The organism is Oleiphilus sp. HI0043, from assembly GCF_001634935.1.
In genome coordinates this window covers 1-20170 of sequence record NZ_LWEY01001589.1, presented here as the reverse complement: position 1 = coordinate 20170, position 20170 = coordinate 1, and the positions used below count along the sequence as shown (strand labels likewise).

Below are 20170 nucleotides of genomic sequence, written 5' to 3'. Positions count from 1 at the left end.
CTACTACTTTTTGTCACACTTGAACCTGGTAATTGAAATTTATCTCGCCAGGAATACAAGGTGGATAGGTTTATGTTTTCCTGGGCTGAAAACGTTCTTAATGATAACCCACTTTCAAGCCACTTCTTAACAATGGCTTCTTTAAACTCTTTTGAATAATGCTTCACTCATATTCTCTTACCGCCTCCTATTCAATTATTAAAAATTAACAGAGGCGACAACTATCCTGACACAGGGGGATAACAGCTAAAAGTGAGTCATTTTGAATCGCAATGAGTGATCACGTTCCGTCGCAACAGGTGATCACTTTGAATCGCAACGAGCGATCAGGTTCGCGCGGAATACGCACCCCCTACTTCATTGGTTAACTACATTGGATCGTTAGTTACAAGGCACAGGAATAAGATTTTAGACTTTCTGAACTGGGAACCCTACGACAGCAGCATGGCTGAAACTTTAGTAGGTTTAGCGAAGAATTTTGCAGCTCAAAAGGAAAAGCCAAAACTGATATTTGACGTTCTTACAGATACTTGCTGGAAGCACCAAGTAGCTATTCCAAGCTTTAGGGAATTAAACACAATTATAACAGAAGCATTCAATGAATCAGAGCGAATGCAAATTGCTGATCTTCGCAAGGCTATACAGCCGAGCCATTCAGATCTGTTGGACTCTCTATTAACTCCAATAAGCGCTGGAAGCAGAACAACTACCCTATTGGCATCATATAAAAACATTGATCAATCGATGCGACCAAAGGACATTAAGCAAAGTGTCAAAGACATGGTCGTATTCAACGAGATGTTCGACCAACTTACAGATGTTTATGATGTGATAGATTTAAAAGATAAGGCTACAAGGTATTATGCAGAATGGGTGCGCAAAACCGATATCCAACAACTGACCCAGCTCACAGACCAGGAGAACATTTATCTTCATCTGCTAGGGTTTGTTAAGCACAACTATTTCTCTAGACAAGATAGTCTTGTTGATGCATTGATGAAATCGGTCACATCAACACTGCATAAGGCTACTAGTAAGCAAGCAGAACATGAGCGATTAGTTAAGGAGGAGCGTGATAAGGCAGTTCAGGAACTAAGTAAGTCTCATAAATCTATTTCAAAGCTCGCCAAAGATATTATCTCAATCGTTGAAAGCCGATTATCTACGCCAAACGAGAAATACTACAAAATAGAAGAGCTTGTTTTTGATTATCAGAAAAAGGACGAAATTGACTACAGCCTGTTAGAAGAACTAGATAATCAACTTAGAAAAGAAAGCAAAAACCAAACTTACTACCAGTTGCTCGAATCGCTTTCTTTAAGGCTACAACTCAAGGCCACTCCGATAGTAAGAGCTCTCTCCTTTGATGGCGCATCAAAGGCAAAGGATTTATTAGCTGCGATAGCGCACTTCCAAGAATCGGATGGAAATGTGGGAAAGTCCCCTCCTATTAGTTTTTTGACAAAGCAAGATCGTGCAGCAGTAGAGCGCAATGATTTTTCAACTTCATTGTACAAGTGCCTCCTATACATCTACATATCCAAAGGGATTAAGTCGGGAGACTTAAATATCAACTGCTCGTATCGTTTTCGCAGTATTCAAGACTACATGATTGATAAAGAATACTGGGAGGCACATAAATACCAGATCTTGCGTGAGTGTAATTTACTTGAGTACATAGACGGCGAAGCGTATTTAGCTGGTTTGAAGTTGGGGCTTCACGAGAAATACAAGGTCGTCAATGAGCATTTAGTAAAAGGGATAAATACAGCGCTCACTTTTAAGAATGGTCGAGTATCTAGAGTAAAAACATCGAAAACCGATTTTGAAGAGAAGTCATTTATTTCGGATGCGCTGTCCCAGGATGGATATATTCCAATTCTTCAACTACTCAAGGAAGTTAACCAAGTATGTCAGTTTACTCAAGACTTTCAGCATCTCAGCCCCAAGAACGTTAAAATGAAGCCAAAGGAAGAAACACTAATGGCCGGAGTTTTAGCAAAGGGCTGTAATATCGGTCTGGGCAAACTTGCTAGCATCTCAGCTGGCATTGAGGAGCATACGCTCCACAACACGGTTAACTGGTTTTTCAGTCTAGACAATATTCGAAAAGCTAATAACCGGATCGTTGATGCGATTCATAATTTGAAATTGTCGAGTGCTTATCTCAAAGACCCAGAAATTCTCCACTCATCGAGTGACGGAAGAAAGGTCAATGTTGATGTAGATTGCCTGCACGCAAACCACTCCTACAAGTATTTTGGAAAAGACAAAGGCGTGACGATCTACACATTTATAGATGAAAAGCAGTCGTTATTCCACAATTCAGTATTCAGCGCTTCAGATCGAGAAGCTCCATACGTTATTGATGGCTTGCTTCAAAATGAAGTGACTGACCTTAAACAAGTTCATTCAACTGATACACATGGCTATACAGAGCAAATCTTTGCAGTTTCCCATTTCTTGGGAATAGCGTTTGCTCCAAGACTTGCCAACATCGGAAACCAACAAATATATAGCTTTTCTGCACGGAAAACGTTTTACGACAAAGGCTACCGCCTACTTCCAAGTCGGCCTATCAGTAAAAACCTAGTGCTTGAACATTGGGATGACATTTTAAGATTTGTCGCGACGATTAAGATGAAGCACGCGACTGCTTCACAACTGTTCAAAAGATTGAGTTCCTATTCAAAAGAGCACCCTTTATATAGAGCTCTTAAAGAATTTGGAAGGATCATCAAATCACAGTTCATCCTGACCTATTTTGATGATGAGGATCTGAGGCAACAAATACAAAAGCAGCTAAACAGAGTCGAACTTTCAAATAGATTCTCTCGTGCGGTATTTTTTGACAACGACCAAGCTTTTCAAGAAGGCGTCCTCGCAGACCAGGAAGTTGCGACTGCCTGCAAGCTACTTCTTCAAAATTCAATCATACTCTGGAACTACTTATACTTATCCGACCTTGTTGCTAACACTTCTGACCGTGAAGACAGAAAAGATCTTATAGAATCAATAAGCCAAGGATCTGTGATAACTTGGAAGCACGTTAATTTACGAGGTGAATACGATTTCAGACGGAAAGCTTCGAATGATGCTAGATTCGACATGGATAAAATCAGATCCATCCAGCTATAGAAAGATGAATACATTTTCTATATATAACGGCATGTTACGAATCTAAATGTAAAATCTGCTCCCTATATTGTTGGGGAGCCTATTTTAGTGGTGTGTCGTTCTCGGTCAAGTTCACTATAGTCGAGGCGTTTAGTGGCAATGTTGGTAAAATTTCCCTCCCCTTTCGCTACGGAGGGAATCAACTTACTCACCAGTAGCCTCGCTACAGTTGCATTGCCATCGGGGAAATATCTGGCTTCATAAGCTTTGCCTGTACTCATCGTCAGGAAGTCGGCTACTTCACCCAACCAGCCCATCGCTCTGAGCCCTGGCGCGCCAAGCATGATGGCGTGAAGAATACTGTCCTTCCAGCCAGAGTACCCGAACATGCCACGACTAAAAACATCTAGCATACGAATTGTTCTGCCCGAAAACCCGACTCTGTCGCGAAGAAAACTATTGTAACTGGTGGTTTTTGAGTACTTATATTTCTCGAAGAAGGACAGTTCATCAAGGTAGTCGTGCTCGCCGGATACGAATTCGATCAGTTTTTCTTTTTCAGATTTATTATAAGGCAATCGTTCTATCGCTTCGCGATAGCCTTCCTTCGCGTGTAAAAAATTAATCCAATTTCCGCCAAGGTTAACGTGACCATTATCAGTCGCAATCGACATGCCTGCATCGTGATCGGTATTGCCCAAGGGGTAATCTTGCGTCATATTGGATTCCATGATATCGGTATCGATGCCCAAGTCGTCCAATACTGAGCGGGAAATATCATCGTAGCGGTCTGGGAACTCCAAGTTTTGCGAACCGCCAGCCCCCAATAACGTTTTACCTTTGACCTGGAATTCGTTGCGCTTGGCATGTCCGCCGAAATCGTCGTGATTATCCAGAATCAGAATGCGTGCATCATGGCCCATTTTTTTTCGATAAAACCACGCTGCAGACAATCCGGATATTCCACCACCAACAATTACCAGATCATAGTGCTCGTGAAGCTTTTGGTAGTGCTGCGGTTTCTCACCACGCCATGCCAGTGAGTGGGCCACTTCAAAGGATCCCTTATGGCTGCCCCGCAAGCCTGTCAAAGTTGGTGGATAGTAATCCGCAGGTAAGGGGCCAAGCGTCGTCGCCTCACCAGATGCGCCCAGTAGCTGAGCCCATGCAGTGCTACTGGATAGACCCATCGCTCCTATTGCCAATGCAGAACCATTCAAGAAATCACGTCTTGTTATACTTTTTTTCATATTGATATACCGTAAAAATATTGACCGAGCCGCTTTTAGTCCGCCGGTGAGTCACAAGCCAAACATCGACGAAATTAGCTCGAAAGATCCTCGCCTGACGAGTTGATATTTACATTGCTGGATTTTTGATAAGATAGAAAGCCACCATAGAAAGCAATGCGATAGTTAAAATAATTTGCAATCCCTATTAGTAACAAGGATTTTTTTGTTTTCCGGTAACCAATGAGCTTTAGTGTCAATCGGAGAGTGCAGTGAAAAGAATACCGAAATTATGTCCACGACGATAAATATAACTGTCGAATTGTAAGCGGCGAGATAAAAAGTTGTAGCTATGGACATAGAGGTTTGTGACTAAATTTATTGAATTCAAATTCATCAAAGTAACAGTCGTATCGGTGATCATGGAGCTGTAGATTTATCAGTTCCAACTCACCAGATATCACACTTCATTATTAAATCGATTTCTATTGGATCGCACCTGTAGCCGCGTCACTTCGCAGTAGGGTGAAAATATACCCGCGTAGCGTCGGCATTAATTGACATAAAAGGCAATCGAGTTGATATTTAAGGACGTCGTCCAATCCTCTCCAGTCGATCTCCTAAATTCACAGGACGGGCTCGAACTGTGTGTCCTACTTCTAAAACAGACAAGATTCGAACTCGATTTATCTGATTTCCGAAGATAACAAGAAGGTAGTGTGATTTTAAAAAAAGAATTTCGGGGATCAGCGGTCAATAGAGCCGTGACAGATACGCACTCACATGTTGCTTCTGCCGCTTTACAGGCCAATCTTTGGGAGCCAATGACGCCTTTAGACCCAGACCATCCACATAAGTGGCCAACATTTCAGCTTCTAACTGTACATCTAGATCCGGTCTGAGTTCACCGGCCGCCTGTGCTTTCTCGATGAAACCGGAAATACCGGCTACCCAGTCCTTTATCCAGTGTGTTTGAGTTTGCTGCAAAGCTTGAGAATCTCCGGCCCGCTGCCAAAAGTCTCGCCAGACACAGAATTCTTTTTGCACAGTTTCGTTGATGGGCAAAGTTTGCAGCAATAAGTTCTCCAAATCCTTCGGGTTGTCTTGTATCGCCTGCACTAAACGATCTTCAGTAGATTTAATTACCTGTTCTAATGCGGCCTGGAGCACATGTTCTTTATTATCGAAGTAATAATTGACCATGCCCTCTGTACAGCCACCGGCTTCGGCGAACTTAATCATGGTTACCTTGTGAATACCATAATTAGCGATGGCTTCTACCGCCCCTCGGGCAATGGCCGCGCGCCTTTCTTCATGATCTACAATTTTCGGCATACTCTTTTGAACCTATAAACAATAACAACCTAAACTATCCCGATAGTATATTAAATATTGATCAATATTAATAATTCATGTTAAAAATATTATCCAGTATTTAAAAGAGGTGTTCACTGTGGGTAAGAAACGTTATAAGACAACTAGGCAAGGCCTGAACCGACGCAGCATCCTAAAAAATGGGTTGGGGGCTCTCGGCGCAGTCGCCCTAACTGCCGGGGGGAATAGCGTCAATGCTACAGCTAGCAAAGATTCCACGGATAGAGAAATCGACAAGTATGACTATGATGTCATTGTTATTGGTGGTGGCTTTGCCGGGGTTACCGCTGCCCGTGAGCTCAGGCAAGCTGGGCTATCAGTACTAATATTAGAAGCTCGTAATCGCCTTGGTGGGCGTACCTTTACCGTAAAGCGTGATGGTAAGTTGTTTGAGCTCGGTGGCGCCTGGGTGCACTCCACGCAACCTAATGTTTTCGCTGAAATTAATCGCTACGACTTGCAATTAGTGGATTCTACTCCAAGCACGATTCCCGACTTACTGTGGTGGGATGGTGATGAGGCGCGGGATGCTGGCATGAGCGGCATCGCACCACTGATTAGGATGGCTGCCTGTGGGAATGGGGCACCAGAAGGTGAACCATCGCCACCTATGGTCACCTATCAAGGCTTTGCCATTGCCAATGAGCAAATGCACCAATTTCATGATGGTGCCGCTCACTCCTTTCCATTGCCCTATGATCCTTTTAGTACAGATAATTGGCAAGGCGCCGACACTCTATCGGTTCGCGATCGCCTTAATCAGATGGACCTCTCTCCTTCTTTCTCACCCATCATCGAAGGACTCTTGGGCGCTTCCGTTCATGGAGACTTTGATCAAGCTAGCTACGTAGAAATGCAACGATGGTGGTCTCTCGTTGGCAGTGATATCACTCGTTACAGTGATAGCGTCTCTCGCTATAGCTTTAAACATGGTACGCAAAGTTTAATCAATGCCATGCTGGATGATGGTCGCCCTGACGTGGAATTGGGTACGCCAGTGAAGGAAGTTCATGATCTTGGGGATCACGTAAAAATAATCACCAGCACAGGCAAAACATTTACCTGCCGGTCCACGATTAGCGCAGTCCCCATGAACGTACTATCCAAGATTCAATTTTCGCCTGCGCTACTATCACAAAAGGTGAGAGCGTCCGAGGAAGGTCATGCCGGCTCTGGAATGAAGTTCTACATTCGCATCCGACAGAATATAAAGCCCATCTTAATGTTGGCCTCGGAGCAAGACCCTATAAGCACCATTATGACCATGGCCAGCCCTAACGAAGGCACTAATCTCGTGGCTTTTTCCACTGATCCGTCACAAATTGACCCCAACAACCACGCGCAAGTCCAAAAATTATTGCGCCGCTTTCTACCGGATGTTGATGTGGTGGATACCCTACACTATGACTGGCACCTGGACCCTTACTCAAAGGGTACTTGGTGCGTTCTGAAAAAAGGTCAATTGACGAATTCGATTACTGCATTACGCGAACCCCAAGGGCGAATATATTTTGCCGGTGGCGATATTGACTTAGGCTGGCGCGGATTTATCGACGGCGCTATTGCGACGGGTAACCAAGTTGGCCAAAAAGTGGCTCGTCTACTAAACGCACGCACGACCCCAATTTATAAAACAGAAAAAATGGCAGCCGGCGCTCACATAGACACAACCCTTAATCAATGCACCGTGTGTCACAGTACAGACGCATCCGGAAAAGCAAGTGTTGGTCCCAATCTTAGAGGTAAATACGGACAACCCGCCGCTTCGGCTAGCAATTTTAACTACTCGTCGGGTTTATCTGAGAGCAATCTCACTTGGAACGAAGCCAATCTGGATCGTTTCTTGGAAGACCCCGCCGGAACAGTGCCTGGTACCACTATGGGCTTTGGGGGGATAAAAGACCCCAACGAAAGGAACGCCATCATTGAAGCCCTCCGTGCACTTAAATAGGCAAGAAAAACCATTGGTAGCACCATCCTAACAAACCAGCGTAATGTGGATAGGAAATGAATATGAAAATGTACCCGATTTTAGCGTATCTATGTGCTCTATTGATATCGGACGTAGTGAGTGCAAGTGACATTAATAATGACAGAGACAACGAAGAAATTTATCGAAAACTACTAAAAATCGAATACAACAATCGTGTATTTGCTTATCTTTCAACTCAAATCATCGCAAAAAACCGAGAGGGTTCTCCAATGGGGGAGTTTTATCAAGCGTATTATCGGTTGGAGGTGTTGAACAAAAGCCTCTATGAGAATATGGAAAAGAAACTTAACTTTGAATACCAGCCCAATCTGTTTACTCGTACTCGTGGAAAGTTAACCGGGTATATCTCCTCTGTTCTGCCTGTTACAGCAGGTATGCTTGTATCTATCATTCAACCATACGTGGAAAAGCTTACCGTATTAAATCAAGTTTCCCCAGCAGAGCACAGTAAGTTCTTCAGCTATGTACTTGCGCAAGAAAAAGCTCAGCTTAAAGCCTCACAGGTGGCAGTAGAGAGAGGCTGGTCAGAGGGGGCTAAGGTTTTAAGAGAGTTTATTGAAAATCAAAAATAATCCCAAAATTAATGTTCTGGACTGCCCGGCGTTTCATAAACATTTCCGAGCTATTATTGTTGTATGGCTACTTTAATGAGCTGTTGAGCAAGAATTGGACCTTCTATTTCACTAAATTTTATTGGTTCTTTCGGGGGCGGGTGATAGTAGATTTGATGCTGAGGCGGTCATGGGGGCGTAGAGGACATTCTTTTAATGCATGAGCTCTGTCTAGCGAATTCAAGCTGTGGGGGCTATCTAGAAGAATTAATTACATAAAAGGGGGGCTGATAAGGCCCTTTCTTCGTCTTCTGAGTAATAGTTTCCTAAAAGAACAAATATTGGCCTCGCAACATCAATATCTGGGTGTTGATCTCAGGTGAAATTCATGTGTGGGACTTTTTACGGTGTTGCCTTGGATCCGGTTTCGGGTTGAAAGTCTCATAACGCATGAGATAAAAATTTGATATGGGTACAAGCACCGTGATAGATACTTTTAGTCCTCATTTGGTTGCAGCCATAATTGGTTTGGTTGTCGAGATAATTGGTTGGTGTAAAGACATGATCCAATAAGGTTTAATCCAATCTAATAGTAAAGTGTAACTTATGGTGTAGCTTTTCTCTTCGGGGCTAAAAAAATCGTTATAAATCAAAGCTCAAGTACTGCTGCATCATGAGTCATGGATTGATGTTGGTTGTGATCCATTTCCAAAACGTCATGACTAATAGAAGACTCACCATCGGCCATCGGCATGTCATCCGTAACGGTGTCGGGTCGATGGATCTGGCTGATCACATAGTTGTTGTCGCCCTCTCTTGTAATTTCTACGTGAAGAGTCATATCAGACTGTAAACCTTGAAGGTCTACATTTTTTGCGGCGGTAAAATTCATGGTCATGGCCGGCCATTGCCAGTCATCAATGGCATCATGCGCCAGCGTCAACATCCGGTGTTCGGGCATCAGGCTTTTAAGACGTGCGCCGACCCAGACCGATGTGGGAGCCATAGTCTCAGCCTTATCATCCGAACCATGATTCATGCGCCGAAAGTCCGAGGTTTTGCTGGACTCGGAATCAATCAGGAATTGTGCTGACGTCACAATGCGGTCGCCCTCATCAAGTCCCAATATGATTTCCGCCTGCTCATCGTTGATATTCCCAACCTGTACAGCAACGGATTTAAAACGGCCTTCGCCCTTGGCCAGCACAACACGGGATTGACTGCCGGTACGGATCAGCGCCTGACGGGGAATCAACAGAGTATCGTCCATCGGTGCCGTCTCAATGCGCATCTGCGCAAACATGCCCGGCTTCAGATAACCATCGGGATTGTGAAAATGTACTCGTATCTGTGCGGTGCGAGTCTTGGTGTTAAGGCTCGGGTAGACATAATCAACCTGGCCCTGCCACTCTCGCCCTGGCGAATAACCCAACTGCATCTGGACCTGATCGCCGACCTGCACCAGGGAAGCCTGTCGCTCAAAGACTTCACCAATCACCCAAATATGTTCCAGCTGACCGATGGCCATGATTTCCATGCCGGGTTTTACAAACATGCCTTCGCGCGCCATGAGGTTATCCAGCACACCCGATTGCGGCGCTGTAACGGTGATGGTCTGGCTCACCTTGCCGGATTTCCTCAGGCGGTTGATTTCTGATTTTGGCACCTGCAGGGATGCCAGGCGCTCCTTGGCGGCTTCAATCAGCGTGGCGTTATTGCGTTTTAGTGCCAAGAGTAATTCCTCCTGTGCATTAACCAGGGTCGGTGAGTAAAGCGCATAGAGAGATGCACCCTTCTGCACCGGATCGCCAGAAGCTTTGACGTAGAGTTTTTCAACCCAGCCCTCTACCCGCGGATGAATATGTATCAAGCGATCTTCATCGTATTGCACATAACCCACGGTATTGACGGAAACGTCCATCTGGCCGCGGGTAACGGGTGCCGTGCGTACGCCAAGGTTATTGACCACATCCGGCGATATGGTGACTGTGCCAATCTCCTCATCACCGCCGGCTTCTTCATACACCGGAATCAGATCCATCCCCATCGGAGATTTTCCGGGCTTGTCGCGTTTGTAATTGGGGTCCATCGGCGCGACCCAATAGAGCGGTTCTTTTTTGGCTGTCGCCTTACCGCCCTCTCCCGTGTCTTGCATGCGCCAATAGGCTGAATAGTGGGCCAGGGTTGCCGTCGCAATCAGCAATGCAACCGTTATAAAGAATGGTTTATTCAGTTGAATCTTCATGGGTTCTTTCCTTCCGTGCGGTTACCGTGTGTTGCAGGGGACTGCTTTGCGTGGCTCTGCGGTAACAGCACTGAGCGGTTTGTCGGTAAGAGATAGTTCAGTTCGGCAAGGATTTTTAGCCGATCGACCTTGATGGTCAGGAAATCGATTTTGGCGTTCAGCTCGGCGATGCGGGCACGCACCGCTTCAGCAAAGTCGCCGTCATCGTTGTTATAGGCAGTCAGGGCAGCTTCGGCCTGCTCCGCCATTTGCGGCAGTAGCTGCTGGTCATAGAGTGTGCGGCGCTCATTCAGGCGCTGGATTTGCACAATGGTCGTGTCCAGCTCCGCCATTAACTTTCGCGCCATCAGTAGCTTGTCTGTTCGCAGTGCCTCAGCTCGGGAGGTAGCGGCGCTAACATCTTTATCCTGTCGATTGCCCGTGAAAAGCGGCAGATCAAATGTGACGCCGACCGAGAACAGATCGGCGCGATCCCGGCCCATGGGGTCATCGTCCCGATAGCCGTACTGGGCGGTGAGCCCCCACTCGGGCTTATACTTTTGCTGGGCCAATTCAACCCCGGTCTGCATAGCCTCGATACGTTGGTCAAAGGCCAATAACAGGGGATGCCGATTGATCTGTTCATAGAGCCAGCGATCATTGTGCGTCTGACCCATGCCTGGGGTTGGCTCATCACCCAATTTACTGGATAAGGTCCGCGCCAACGGCAGACTGGCTTGACCGCCAATCCACTCGGAGAGCCGCTGCTGGGCAGAATCCAGTTGTTGTCGCAACGCAGTCAGCCGATCATCCAGCCGGGTGAGTTCCAGTTTTGCCCGGATAATATCCTGCTGTCGGGCACGCCCCAGCGCGGAGGAATAACTGGCTTTGGAGGCAAAATCCCTAGGACCCCACCTAGAAATGAAAGTTGATACCCCTCTACAAGCCACGGCAGACGGGGGCTTCAGAGGTTTTTGCAATATATGGAGGCAAAATCCCTAGGACCCCATAGGGAAGCACAATAATGAATAAACTTGCATTTTTAGTTCTAATTATTCTGTCATCACCTTCCCACGCATTCATTGATATTTTCAAGGATGTTAATTGGGATTGTATGTTTCCTATGTCAATGGCAGGCCTAAAAATTAGCTCAGGCGATGATGTTCTTGGTGCAAACGATTCAGGCAATAGCTCAATGACCTGCTCATGCGCAGGAGAAGGTTCAGCTAAGGTCGGCGTACCCATGTCGTTTTGGGAGCCATTTGCTATTGTTGATACGACATACGAATCGTGGCACATAGTTCCTTTTGATCTCAAGTTAGATTTAGCTGCTCCCTACATGCTTGATGGGGCTCGTGCCAGTGGCAGCTCTGGTAAAGCAGTAAAATCAAATATTCACTACATTACGTTTCCAGTGTTCAAATTACTCGATATGTTTGGAGATTTACCTTGTTTAAAGAACAGCGAAGAACTAGATCTAGCATCCGTTTCAGAAGTCCTCCCATTTTTTCAAAATGACTTACTTTCGCTAAACGTTTTCCCCGAAACATTACTACTTTCTAACCCTGCCACAACATTAGCATGTATTGCTGATGCAGTAGCAGTAACAACGGCCACACCAATTGATAGCCTTTTTTATTGCCTTGGGGCTGGCCAACTATATCCGATTTCTGCTACAGCCATTGGCGACAATGTTGTTGGAGCCAATGCCGACAATGCAGCACGAGGGATCTATATTATGGGCCGCCACGGACTTCTTAAAGAGTATGCGCCTAATGGCTGTTACAGCAACTATAAAACAATCTGGACGAAAAGCCGTTATCGCTTCCATCTATGGAGCCCAATGAGACAAGGAAAATGCGCCCCCTTTGGATACCCTGAACTTGTCTGGACATCTGGCCTACCAGCAGACCAGCTTGATAATGACATGTCATTCATGATGTGGCGTAAAGTAGATTGCTGCACAATGGGAGGAAACTAAATGCGTTTAACTACTTTGTTTTTGTTATTAATATCGTGCTCTGCATTGGCAGAAATAGATGTTTCCAAGCATGTTGAAGACTCAACTAAAGCGTTTAAATCAAAAGTACAAAAACTCGTCGATAAAACAAAGCTGAATAATCAAAACCATGAAAAAAGCCTAGAGAAAATAGAAAAGTACATTAACTCAGAACAATATATAGCTAGACAGGCAGAACTATCTGAAAGAATTGGTGACTCACTTGGCATTGATATTGAAAAACCAAATAAAAATAGAACAGATGAAAGCCGAATTTTGCCCAAAGGACATAGCATTCTATTGTATGTCTCAAGCTCTATGCCTAAAGAAGTTATCCACCGCTATGCACTAGACCTCCACAAAATACAAGGCACAATTCTTATTCGTGGGCCAATTGGAGGCATCAGCAAGATGCTGCCTACCTCTCGATTTATCAGAGATGTTACTAAGCGTGATATGAGCTGTATTGATAAACCTGATAAACCTTGTGAGCGCTTAAATATAGCTATCCGAATAGATCCAAAGAGATTTGCTGAAAACAAAATTAACCAGGTTCCAGCATTAACCTTTGAAACCAATTACTCCGGTGATTTTTATTGCAATACCGGCCAACCCAAAAAGAGTAGTCACGTTGTCTATGGCGATTCAGAGTTGAGAGGCTTGTTATCAGCACTTTATGATATTAGCGAAGACAAAGCTCTTGAGTTGCCAATAGATATTCTGCGTGGAGTTGAAAAAGGACTTAATCAATCATGAAAAAATCAATTCAAGATAGCTACCTAAAATACGTCATTGTGCTCGGAATCATGTTCTCTATAGTACTTGTTTTTTGGTTTGTTAAGTTTCCTGTCACACCCTCAATCGACAAGTCATTTCTTTACCGAGATCTATTTGGCCCAACTCCAATTATTAATGATGAATACGTTTTGTTTACTCACGATCACGAGTTAATCGGCGGTAAGCAAAGTGTTATTAAAAAAGTGGGCTGTATCGCGGGGCAAAAATTAGAACGAAGAGCTGACGGATTTTACTGCAATGATAAATTCCTAAAAGTAATACGTTTAGAACGAGTTAATGGCGAACCACTTCCTCAATTTTACTTTCATGGTGTCGTACCAGAAAACAAGCTATTCCTTTATGGCACTGATCAATACAGCTTTGGTTCTCGCCACTGGGGATTTATTGATGTGTCTGAAGCTGAACGACTCATACCGATCATATAGGAAATAGCCATGACTAGACTATTAATGATCATTATAACTCTCCAATTTTCTACGTTACTACTTGCCGAATCCATACACCAGGAACGAGGAAAATGGTGGGGCAAAGGCTATGAGTTAGAGAAAGATTCTGAAGAAGAACCTACTAACGAAGAAAAATACAACCTACCTCCTCTTCCAGCTAAAGAAGAACTTATGAAAATGCACCCTGAGCAACTAAGGGAAATGGAACAGAAATATCTAGATCAAGCAATATGGAAAAGGGACGAAGAAAGTGTCAAAGAGTACTACACACTCGTTGCTGCGTTTCGTGCGATGTCAAGAGGATTTGCTGCTGTCCATAACTACGTAACAATGACATCACCTGAGTTAAGTACCGCAGACATGGCCCCTAGCACTCCAATGGGGATCAAGACAAAGAAAGCAAACATACTTAACGATCTAAACTCCAAACTAAAATCAGAATATAGAAACTTCGGGTTAATGATTTTCATGTCTGGAAGTTGTGGAGCCTGCAAAGTAATGCATCCACTATATAAAGCATTTGCAATTAGACATGGGTGGCAAGTCCAATATATAGATGTCGAACAACGACCCGACCTAGTAGACCACTTTAAGGTTAAAGTCACACCAACCGTAATCATGGTTCAATCAAATACCAATAACCATCAAACAGTATCTCATGGTGTTGTAGCACTCCCCAACCTAGAAACAAACATATATCGCTCACTTCGACTAATGAAAGGCGAAATAGACATGCAACAATTTCTGACGATGGAGCACCAAATGGGATCTAGTCTCGACCCACTCGCAAAAAGGAAAATACAATGAGAACTGTATTATTAACAACCATCCTAATTATGGCAGCCATACCTTCTGCACTGGCTGGAGTCGTGGACGATTGGCTAAGTGATTTAGAATCATCTGTTGGAGCTTCAGCATATAACAGCGGTTCAAGAGGGTATTTAAGCGCAGGCTCAGTTAACGCTAGAGTTTCATCTACAAGTGAATATCTTATGTCAATCAACCCTCCGAGACTAGATGCTGGAGCGTGTGGGGTTGATTTATTCTTAGGTGGTATGAGCTACATGGATATAGATTACCTTGGGGATAAGCTAGAAGCTGTATGGCAGAACGCAGATGCGGTTGCCTTATCTATGGCTATGTCTCAATTATCAAAGACTCTTGATGAAAAAGGTATTGATTTTACTGAAGCGGTAGACTTTCTTAACTCATTACAAATAGATGAATGCCAATTAGCAACGCAAGGTGTTACTGCTATCGTCGAAGGCGGTCAGTGGGCTTATGATAAATTATTTAGTGAGGAAGTAAAAAAACAAGAACTTAAGTCGGGGGTTTCAAGAAACACTCACGAAGTAAAAACAGATGCCAAAGCAAATAACGACAAACCCAAGAGTGAAGTCAATATAGAAAGCAATCTATACGCATGTGAAGCTCCAATTCGAAACCTATTAGCCGCAAATGGTAGTATTGTTTCACGCCTAGCATCCGCGCACGGCATTTCTAATCAAGCCGAATTAATCAGAGGTTATATTGGAGATATTTATGTTGCTCATGTAGGAGATGCCAACGCACCTCAAATGGCCGTTCTTCCGCCATGTAAAAGAAATAACGACAACGGTCTTGATGATTTCATACATGGATTAGCAGAAGGTCGTTTAGCGCCTACTTCACTTGACGTAAACACTACCGGCACTTGTGCGCCAAACACAATCGCTGGCGGATTAATCAAGAACAGTTCAGATCACCTATATCAATTGCGAGACAATCTTAAAAACCCTAATGCAACAATCAACCCTGCGTCACCCCTATCTTTGTACTTAAATTCAACACCAATCCCAGTTTATAAAATAGTAAAATGGGCCAATGATATCGGAATAGAAGACGGAGTTATTCAGGAGCTATCGCATGTAGTTGCATATTCTTCTGCTTACGCCATGCTCAACGATATTCAAAGAATGACAAGAGCGGCATTCCTTAGAATGAATGCAGCCCTTACCGCTCAATCTACAAATGACACACTTAAAGCAACTGCTGATGCAACGAGCATAGTGCCTACAGGATGTAACCTAACCCCCTATTACCCAATAATTGAAGAAATTAAAAAATTAGAAGTTCGAATAAATGACTCATCCAAAGGTCTGCATGAACGATACCTTGCAAAGCTTGAGGAACTAGACACTTTTATATCATTAAATAGAAATTACGAAAAAATGAAAAAACAAATTAAACGTAATCTGACGAGCGGCAAAGAATGAAAAAGCTATTCATAAGTTTATCCTTTCTTTTTCCTTCGGTAGTGTTTGCTGATGTAGATTTTCACAGCTACGGTGGGTTTGAAACTGTTGTAAATGGATTTACCTATATGCGAAATGTATATGGGAATGCTCAGTACGGCTTACTCGTGTTTACAATACTTGTTATGGCTGTATTTATATCTACTTCCTTAAACGCTGTTAAGGGTCTAACTGGGCAAGGCAAAGCAAGCACAATGCTTTCACAAATATTTTTCTGTTGCTTAGGTTTCGCTATATACCAAGGAACAATCATACCTAAAACTACCATTCACATTTACGATAACGTCTTAAATAAATATCAAGCTGTAGATCAAGTCCCACTTTTAATAGCTACGCTCGCTGGCGGTGTTAATGGATTGGAAAGAATTGGATCAGATACATTCGCTGCACACACTCTCAATAGGGCAGAACATGGAGGAGGCGCAACTATACAACTTTTGTCAACAGTCTTGAATCAAGACCCTCTGAAATATAAACCGTATTTATCAAAAAGCATCGAACACTATATTGATGACTGTATGCCCCCTGCTCTAACATCCTCATTGGGGAGCTATGGAACATTTGATTTAAATAAAATACTGCACGAAACTAATGATTTAGTTGGAGAACTGGCTAAATTAGCTTCAACATATCAAATGACAGTGTACTACGATGCAGCAAATCGAGGAGGTAATAGCGTAACCTGCAATGCTGCATGGGCATCGATATCTTCATTAATCACATTACCAGCCACTTATAACCAGCATTATAGTGATGTTTGTAAAAAAGGAGGTTTTGAAACAGATGTAGCTACGTGTAAAACTAGGCTTTCTACAATCGCGGATTATGCAATGGATAGTACATCATCAATGGGTGTCGATAATATTGCTGGCAACCAAGCACTTGCACAGAATCTCTACCGAAATCTAGCCGAAAACCCCGTTGCGTACATGGAAGATATGATCAATCTAAAGAACCAATCAACAGGACTATCTACACTTGTCGCTGCTGGTTCATGGCTTCCAACAATACGCTACAGCACAATGATGATTATTGTAGGAATTATGCCTCTTATCACGCTGATGTTCTTCACACCAATGCTAGGAACTGCTCTTAAATACACGGCAGGACTATTGTTATTTACAGCTATTTGGGGACTAACCGATACAGCAATACACGGCATAACCTTAGCAAACATAGAAGATCAATTAGCTTCATTACAAACAACAAACTTTAGTGTTTATACATTTATGACAGCTCCCAATGATCTGCAAAAAGCCGTAGCAACTATGGGTAAAATGCAATCAATGGGATTAATGCTAGCAACAATTTTAGTAGGAACCTTTTTCAAGATTTCAGGGCGCGCATTTGCCAACATGGGCGAAAAGTTACAAAGTGATATCGATAAGATAGGCGGCGAAGTCGGTGGTCAAGTATTCGATCCTTCGCAACGAATGCAAACAATGAACAGCCATATGACAGCGGACAGACAAATGGGTGAGCTAGGTAGTATGGGCACTGAGCGTTATGCAGATGCTCATACAGCACCAAATATAAGACAATTGAAAACGGATGATAAATATTTTGAAGACGTAGGCGGAACTGCAAACTCTGTACTTGATAGGGAAGCAGCAATCACGGCGGGGCAACAGTCTGGAAAGCTACAAATGAAAGAGAAGCTAGCAGAACAGAATGGCACAACACCTACTGATTTAGCTCGAATACTCGCAGCACAAGAAACGACCAACCAAACGAGAGAAACAATTGCTACCTATGATGCAACCAACGAAGGTGCTGAAATAGCAGGATATGAAAACCCTGCTGATTTACTTAAAGACAATAAGCTCAATAACTTGATGAACGAACAAGCTAATCTTGATAAAGCCCTAAATGTTGAAGGGGTTACTGGTGCAGATGACATCCTCGAAGCCAAGAAACGAATGGAAGCAGCCAATGTTCAAGTAGCATTAGATAAAAAAGATCTTGACACAATAGATACTGCTGGCGGAGGCGAGTTTGTAAACCCCCAAAGCTTTGCTCAGTTCGAAGAAAATGGAGGCTCAGGAGTTGGCACCATTTCGTTTAGTCCCGATGGTTCAGGAAAACCCGTAAATGTATCAACGCTAACACAATCTTCAGCAACATCCGATGATAGCTCCGAATTCAAAGAAGGTACTCATGCAGATAAAGGTAAAATTGCAGATCTTATGGATACTACAACTGAAGGCGTACTTTCAGACGCTGGACTTAACCTAGCTAAGCAAGCGCTATCCGGTGAAAGTCGAGCAACGGAAAACTCACTTATCGACGGCATGTCCGATGCCATGTATGGAAGCTTTAATGCGTCAGACACAGATTCAAGCGCCATACAAGCCAATGCAGGCGCAGATGCACAAATAGATCTATCTGGCTTGCTAAAGTTGGGAGCAGGCGCATTGAAGAAAATGGGCGGAGATAAAGGCCCTGAAGGGGGAGTTATTGATAAAGTAGCCGATCTAGCAGACACATTTGGTCTTAAAATGAAAGCAGGCGCAGGTTGGTCGGGAGCAAATACAGATAAAGATTCAAGGGATGTTCAAGGCAGAGCATTAATGGCGTATATCCTAGAAAGTTATCAGGAACAATATGACTTAGCAGATTCAGAAATCGAACAAACACGTATCGCAAACGAAATGGCAGATGTTATGATGACAACAAAAGACTCACTTGATCAGGCATTTCTTGAAATCGGAGGAAATGAACTAGATGATATCAACATTAATAACGAAACTATGAATGACGAAGTATTGGATTGGATGGAAGATATGCAAGAAATTCGTGACGAAAAATACGGCAGATGATGAAAACATTGTTTATTAAAGGCTTCATAGGAATTTGTTTAAGTGCAATTAGCTCGTTATTATTTGCTTTATCAGATCCATTAGCTACCAAAGACGTCAATACCACACAAAATAAGCACGGCTATGCCGTGCTTAATTATTCTGATTTGGTTGTTAACTCTATTCCATTAGATCTATATAAATTACTGTATCCCATCATTGAGGAAAAAGCTGGAAGCGATCCAATTACAAGTGTTTTTGCATGCAACTTTAAATTCGCCCCCAAAAACAATACTACTCAAGTAGGACAAATTGAAAATAATGACTGTTTGGCTAGAGGGCTTTGGGGTAAAGGCACAAAGATTCATGCCGCATTTCTAATTGATCCAGCTCTACTCCCAGTGCATAAAAAAACCAGTGGCAGTAAATTAGTAGGTGATACCGACTGTTATAAAAAAAGAGAGTTCAAATATTGTAAAGCCCTTTCAAAAAATAAAAAAATATGGGAGCAAATTGCTAATCCAGAAAATATTATCTTTGTTAGAAAAAGATATCTAAATAAATATATCAAATCTCTTCCCAAACCAGCAATTGAAGCATTCGCTGTTGAATTACCTAGATTAAACGGGCATCAGGTTAAGCTCCCAAAACAAGGCATACATTATCCCTACATCGGTGCAAAAGAATATAGCCTAACAATAATACCTTAAAGGTTTTGCGTAGCTGCACAGAAACCAATAAATCGAATGTACTAATATAAAGGATCGATTAAATAGCAATACAAAATGAAATATTTGCGGCGCAACAAAGATGAGAGAAATAATTAGAAACGATCTCTATAAATCACACACCTATCTCATAAACCTCTATCCCCATACTTAGTATCAAGCATAGGGTTATCAATTCCTGCCGTCCATTCACCAAACTCTCGACTTTCATTAGCCAAACAATTCCCTTCATTTCTTGTTTTTTTTGGAAAAGCTTCCTTTATAGCCTCTGGATTTTTTATACATTCATGTATCCCAAGAAACAAAAACAGGAGAATCAAACCTACAGGTATAAATGCTACGCCTATAAGAACAATTTCAAAAAAGTCGCTCATGATTACTTCTCCTTATCGGCGTTTTTCAAGGTAGTTGTCGCCTGAGCATTTAAGCTGCTTGTTTTTCCTTCTCCGGGTTCAACTTAACGTCACCCACTTTCTCCCAGTTCCGCGTAGCTTTTGACCACCTTATTTGGTTCTTTCTTTTCATCTTGCGATAAAGCTCATCCCTCTTCGATAATATTTCTTCATCCAGACCTAAGTGCCTTTGCTCTGGGGTAACAAAGTTAATTCGACTATGCCGG

The 20170-nt window shown here is 43.1% G+C and carries 16 protein-coding genes and 1 pseudogene; 10 read left to right on the top strand and 7 right to left on the bottom strand.

The genetic code is table 11. From position 1 onward, the window contains the following. The coding region (locus tag A3729_RS34695; protein ID WP_156498096.1) for a transposase at nucleotides 1-167 on the bottom strand (167 nt) is incomplete at its 3' end. A gap of 193 nt (nucleotides 168-360) precedes the next feature. On the opposite strand from A3729_RS34695, the gene A3729_RS23625 reads away from it, so the two are divergent. Then, complete coding sequence (locus A3729_RS23625) at nucleotides 361-3138, top strand: Tn3 family transposase (RefSeq protein WP_082880453.1); 2778 nt, start codon at nucleotides 361-363, stop codon at nucleotides 3136-3138. Between the two features lie 62 nt (nucleotides 3139-3200). Here A3729_RS23625 and A3729_RS23620 read toward each other — a convergent pair whose 3' ends face one another. Together A3729_RS23620 and A3729_RS23615 are read right to left on the bottom strand one after the other, a co-directional pair. Continuing rightward, the gene (locus A3729_RS23620; protein ID WP_068511478.1) at nucleotides 3201-4367 is read right to left on the bottom strand and encodes an FAD-dependent oxidoreductase; all 1167 of its coding nucleotides are present in this window, start codon (nucleotides 4365-4367) and stop codon (nucleotides 3201-3203) included. A 732-nt stretch (nucleotides 4368-5099) separates the two neighbouring features. Next, a complete protein-coding gene (locus A3729_RS23615; RefSeq protein WP_068510848.1) occupies nucleotides 5100-5681 on the bottom strand; it encodes a TetR/AcrR family transcriptional regulator in 582 nt (193 codons plus the stop codon). A 118-nt stretch (nucleotides 5682-5799) separates the two neighbouring features. On the opposite strand from A3729_RS23615, the gene A3729_RS23610 reads away from it, so the two are divergent. Beyond that, nucleotides 5800-7671, top strand: coding sequence for an FAD-dependent oxidoreductase (locus tag A3729_RS23610; protein ID WP_068509542.1), 1872 nt, complete (start codon nucleotides 5800-5802; stop codon nucleotides 7669-7671). Between the two features lie 62 nt (nucleotides 7672-7733). Next, complete coding sequence (locus A3729_RS23605; protein ID WP_068509538.1) at nucleotides 7734-8285, top strand: hypothetical protein; 552 nt, start codon at nucleotides 7734-7736, stop codon at nucleotides 8283-8285. 628 nt (nucleotides 8286-8913) lie between these two features. On the opposite strand, the gene A3729_RS23600 is transcribed toward A3729_RS23605, so the two are convergent. Both A3729_RS23600 and A3729_RS23595 read right to left on the bottom strand, forming a co-directional pair. Next, nucleotides 8914-10509: an efflux RND transporter periplasmic adaptor subunit gene (locus A3729_RS23600; RefSeq protein WP_068509535.1), complete on the bottom strand. Its 1596-nt coding sequence runs from the start codon at nucleotides 10507-10509 to the stop codon at nucleotides 8914-8916. Then, a complete protein-coding gene (locus tag A3729_RS23595; RefSeq protein ID WP_231872186.1) occupies nucleotides 10506-11282 on the bottom strand; it encodes a TolC family protein in 777 nt (258 codons plus the stop codon). The genes A3729_RS23600 and A3729_RS23595 overlap by 4 nt, the downstream gene beginning before the upstream one ends. Before the next feature lie 230 nt (nucleotides 11283-11512). Here A3729_RS23595 and A3729_RS23590 point away from each other — a divergent pair, with 230 nt between their 5' ends. Genes A3729_RS23590 through A3729_RS23560 form a run of 7 tightly spaced genes read left to right on the top strand, consistent with a single transcriptional unit; the run spans nucleotide 11513 to nucleotide 19533 of the window. After that, entirely contained in the window at nucleotides 11513-12469 is a 957-nt protein-coding gene (locus A3729_RS23590; protein WP_068634360.1) for a TraU family protein, read from the top strand. Continuing rightward, complete coding sequence (locus A3729_RS23585; RefSeq protein ID WP_068634359.1) at nucleotides 12470-13243, top strand: TrbC family F-type conjugative pilus assembly protein; 774 nt, start codon at nucleotides 12470-12472, stop codon at nucleotides 13241-13243. After that, the gene (locus A3729_RS23580) at nucleotides 13240-13710 is read left to right on the top strand and encodes a S26 family signal peptidase (protein WP_068634358.1); all 471 of its coding nucleotides are present in this window, start codon (nucleotides 13240-13242) and stop codon (nucleotides 13708-13710) included. The genes A3729_RS23585 and A3729_RS23580 overlap by 4 nt, the downstream gene beginning before the upstream one ends. 24 nt (nucleotides 13711-13734) lie before the next feature. Then, nucleotides 13735-14538, top strand: coding sequence for a conjugal transfer protein TraF (gene traF / locus A3729_RS23575; RefSeq protein WP_197476012.1), 804 nt, complete (start codon nucleotides 13735-13737; stop codon nucleotides 14536-14538). Next, entirely contained in the window at nucleotides 14535-15986 is a 1452-nt protein-coding gene (locus tag A3729_RS23570; protein ID WP_068634356.1) for a conjugal transfer protein TraH, read from the top strand. Before traF ends, A3729_RS23570 begins: the two co-directional genes overlap by 4 nt. Continuing rightward, nucleotides 15983-18844 (top strand): conjugal transfer protein TraG N-terminal domain-containing protein, encoded by a 2862-nt coding sequence (locus A3729_RS23565; RefSeq protein WP_068634355.1) that lies wholly within the window; start codon nucleotides 15983-15985, stop codon nucleotides 18842-18844. Before A3729_RS23570 ends, A3729_RS23565 begins: the two co-directional genes overlap by 4 nt. Next, nucleotides 18841-19533 (top strand): hypothetical protein, encoded by a 693-nt coding sequence (locus tag A3729_RS23560; RefSeq protein WP_068634354.1) that lies wholly within the window; start codon nucleotides 18841-18843, stop codon nucleotides 19531-19533. Before A3729_RS23565 ends, A3729_RS23560 begins: the two co-directional genes overlap by 4 nt. A 146-nt stretch (nucleotides 19534-19679) precedes the next feature. Here A3729_RS23560 and A3729_RS23555 read toward each other — a convergent pair whose 3' ends face one another. Both A3729_RS23555 and A3729_RS33405 read right to left on the bottom strand, forming a co-directional pair. Further along, the gene (locus A3729_RS23555; protein WP_068634353.1) at nucleotides 19680-19925 is read right to left on the bottom strand and encodes a hypothetical protein; all 246 of its coding nucleotides are present in this window, start codon (nucleotides 19923-19925) and stop codon (nucleotides 19680-19682) included. 49 nt (nucleotides 19926-19974) lie between these two features. Beyond that, nucleotides 19975-20170 (bottom strand): annotated as a pseudogene (locus A3729_RS33405) (IS3 family transposase); the annotation flags it as partial.

What these genes read in the sequence shown, in the direction of transcription:
- A3729_RS23620 (WP_068511478.1), bottom strand. Translation starts at nt 4,367, where the DNA reads ATGAAAAAAAGTATAACAAGACGTGATTTCTTGAATGGTTCTGCATTG.
- A3729_RS23615 (WP_068510848.1), bottom strand. Translation starts at nt 5,681, where the DNA reads ATGCCGAAAATTGTAGATCATGAAGAAAGGCGCGCGGCCATTGCCCGA.
- A3729_RS23605 (WP_068509538.1), top strand. Translation starts at nt 7,734, where the DNA reads ATGAAAATGTACCCGATTTTAGCGTATCTATGTGCTCTATTGATATCG.
- A3729_RS23600 (WP_068509535.1), bottom strand. Translation starts at nt 10,509, where the DNA reads ATGAAGATTCAACTGAATAAACCATTCTTTATAACGGTTGCATTGCTG.
- A3729_RS23590 (WP_068634360.1), top strand. Translation starts at nt 11,513, where the DNA reads ATGAATAAACTTGCATTTTTAGTTCTAATTATTCTGTCATCACCTTCC.
- A3729_RS23585 (WP_068634359.1), top strand. Translation starts at nt 12,470, where the DNA reads ATGCGTTTAACTACTTTGTTTTTGTTATTAATATCGTGCTCTGCATTG.
- A3729_RS23580 (WP_068634358.1), top strand. Translation starts at nt 13,240, where the DNA reads ATGAAAAAATCAATTCAAGATAGCTACCTAAAATACGTCATTGTGCTC.
- traF (WP_197476012.1), top strand. Translation starts at nt 13,735, where the DNA reads ATGATCATTATAACTCTCCAATTTTCTACGTTACTACTTGCCGAATCC.
- A3729_RS23570 (WP_068634356.1), top strand. Translation starts at nt 14,535, where the DNA reads ATGAGAACTGTATTATTAACAACCATCCTAATTATGGCAGCCATACCT.
- A3729_RS23565 (WP_068634355.1), top strand. Translation starts at nt 15,983, where the DNA reads ATGAAAAAGCTATTCATAAGTTTATCCTTTCTTTTTCCTTCGGTAGTG.
- A3729_RS23560 (WP_068634354.1), top strand. Translation starts at nt 18,841, where the DNA reads ATGATGAAAACATTGTTTATTAAAGGCTTCATAGGAATTTGTTTAAGT.
- A3729_RS23555 (WP_068634353.1), bottom strand. Translation starts at nt 19,925, where the DNA reads ATGAGCGACTTTTTTGAAATTGTTCTTATAGGCGTAGCATTTATACCT.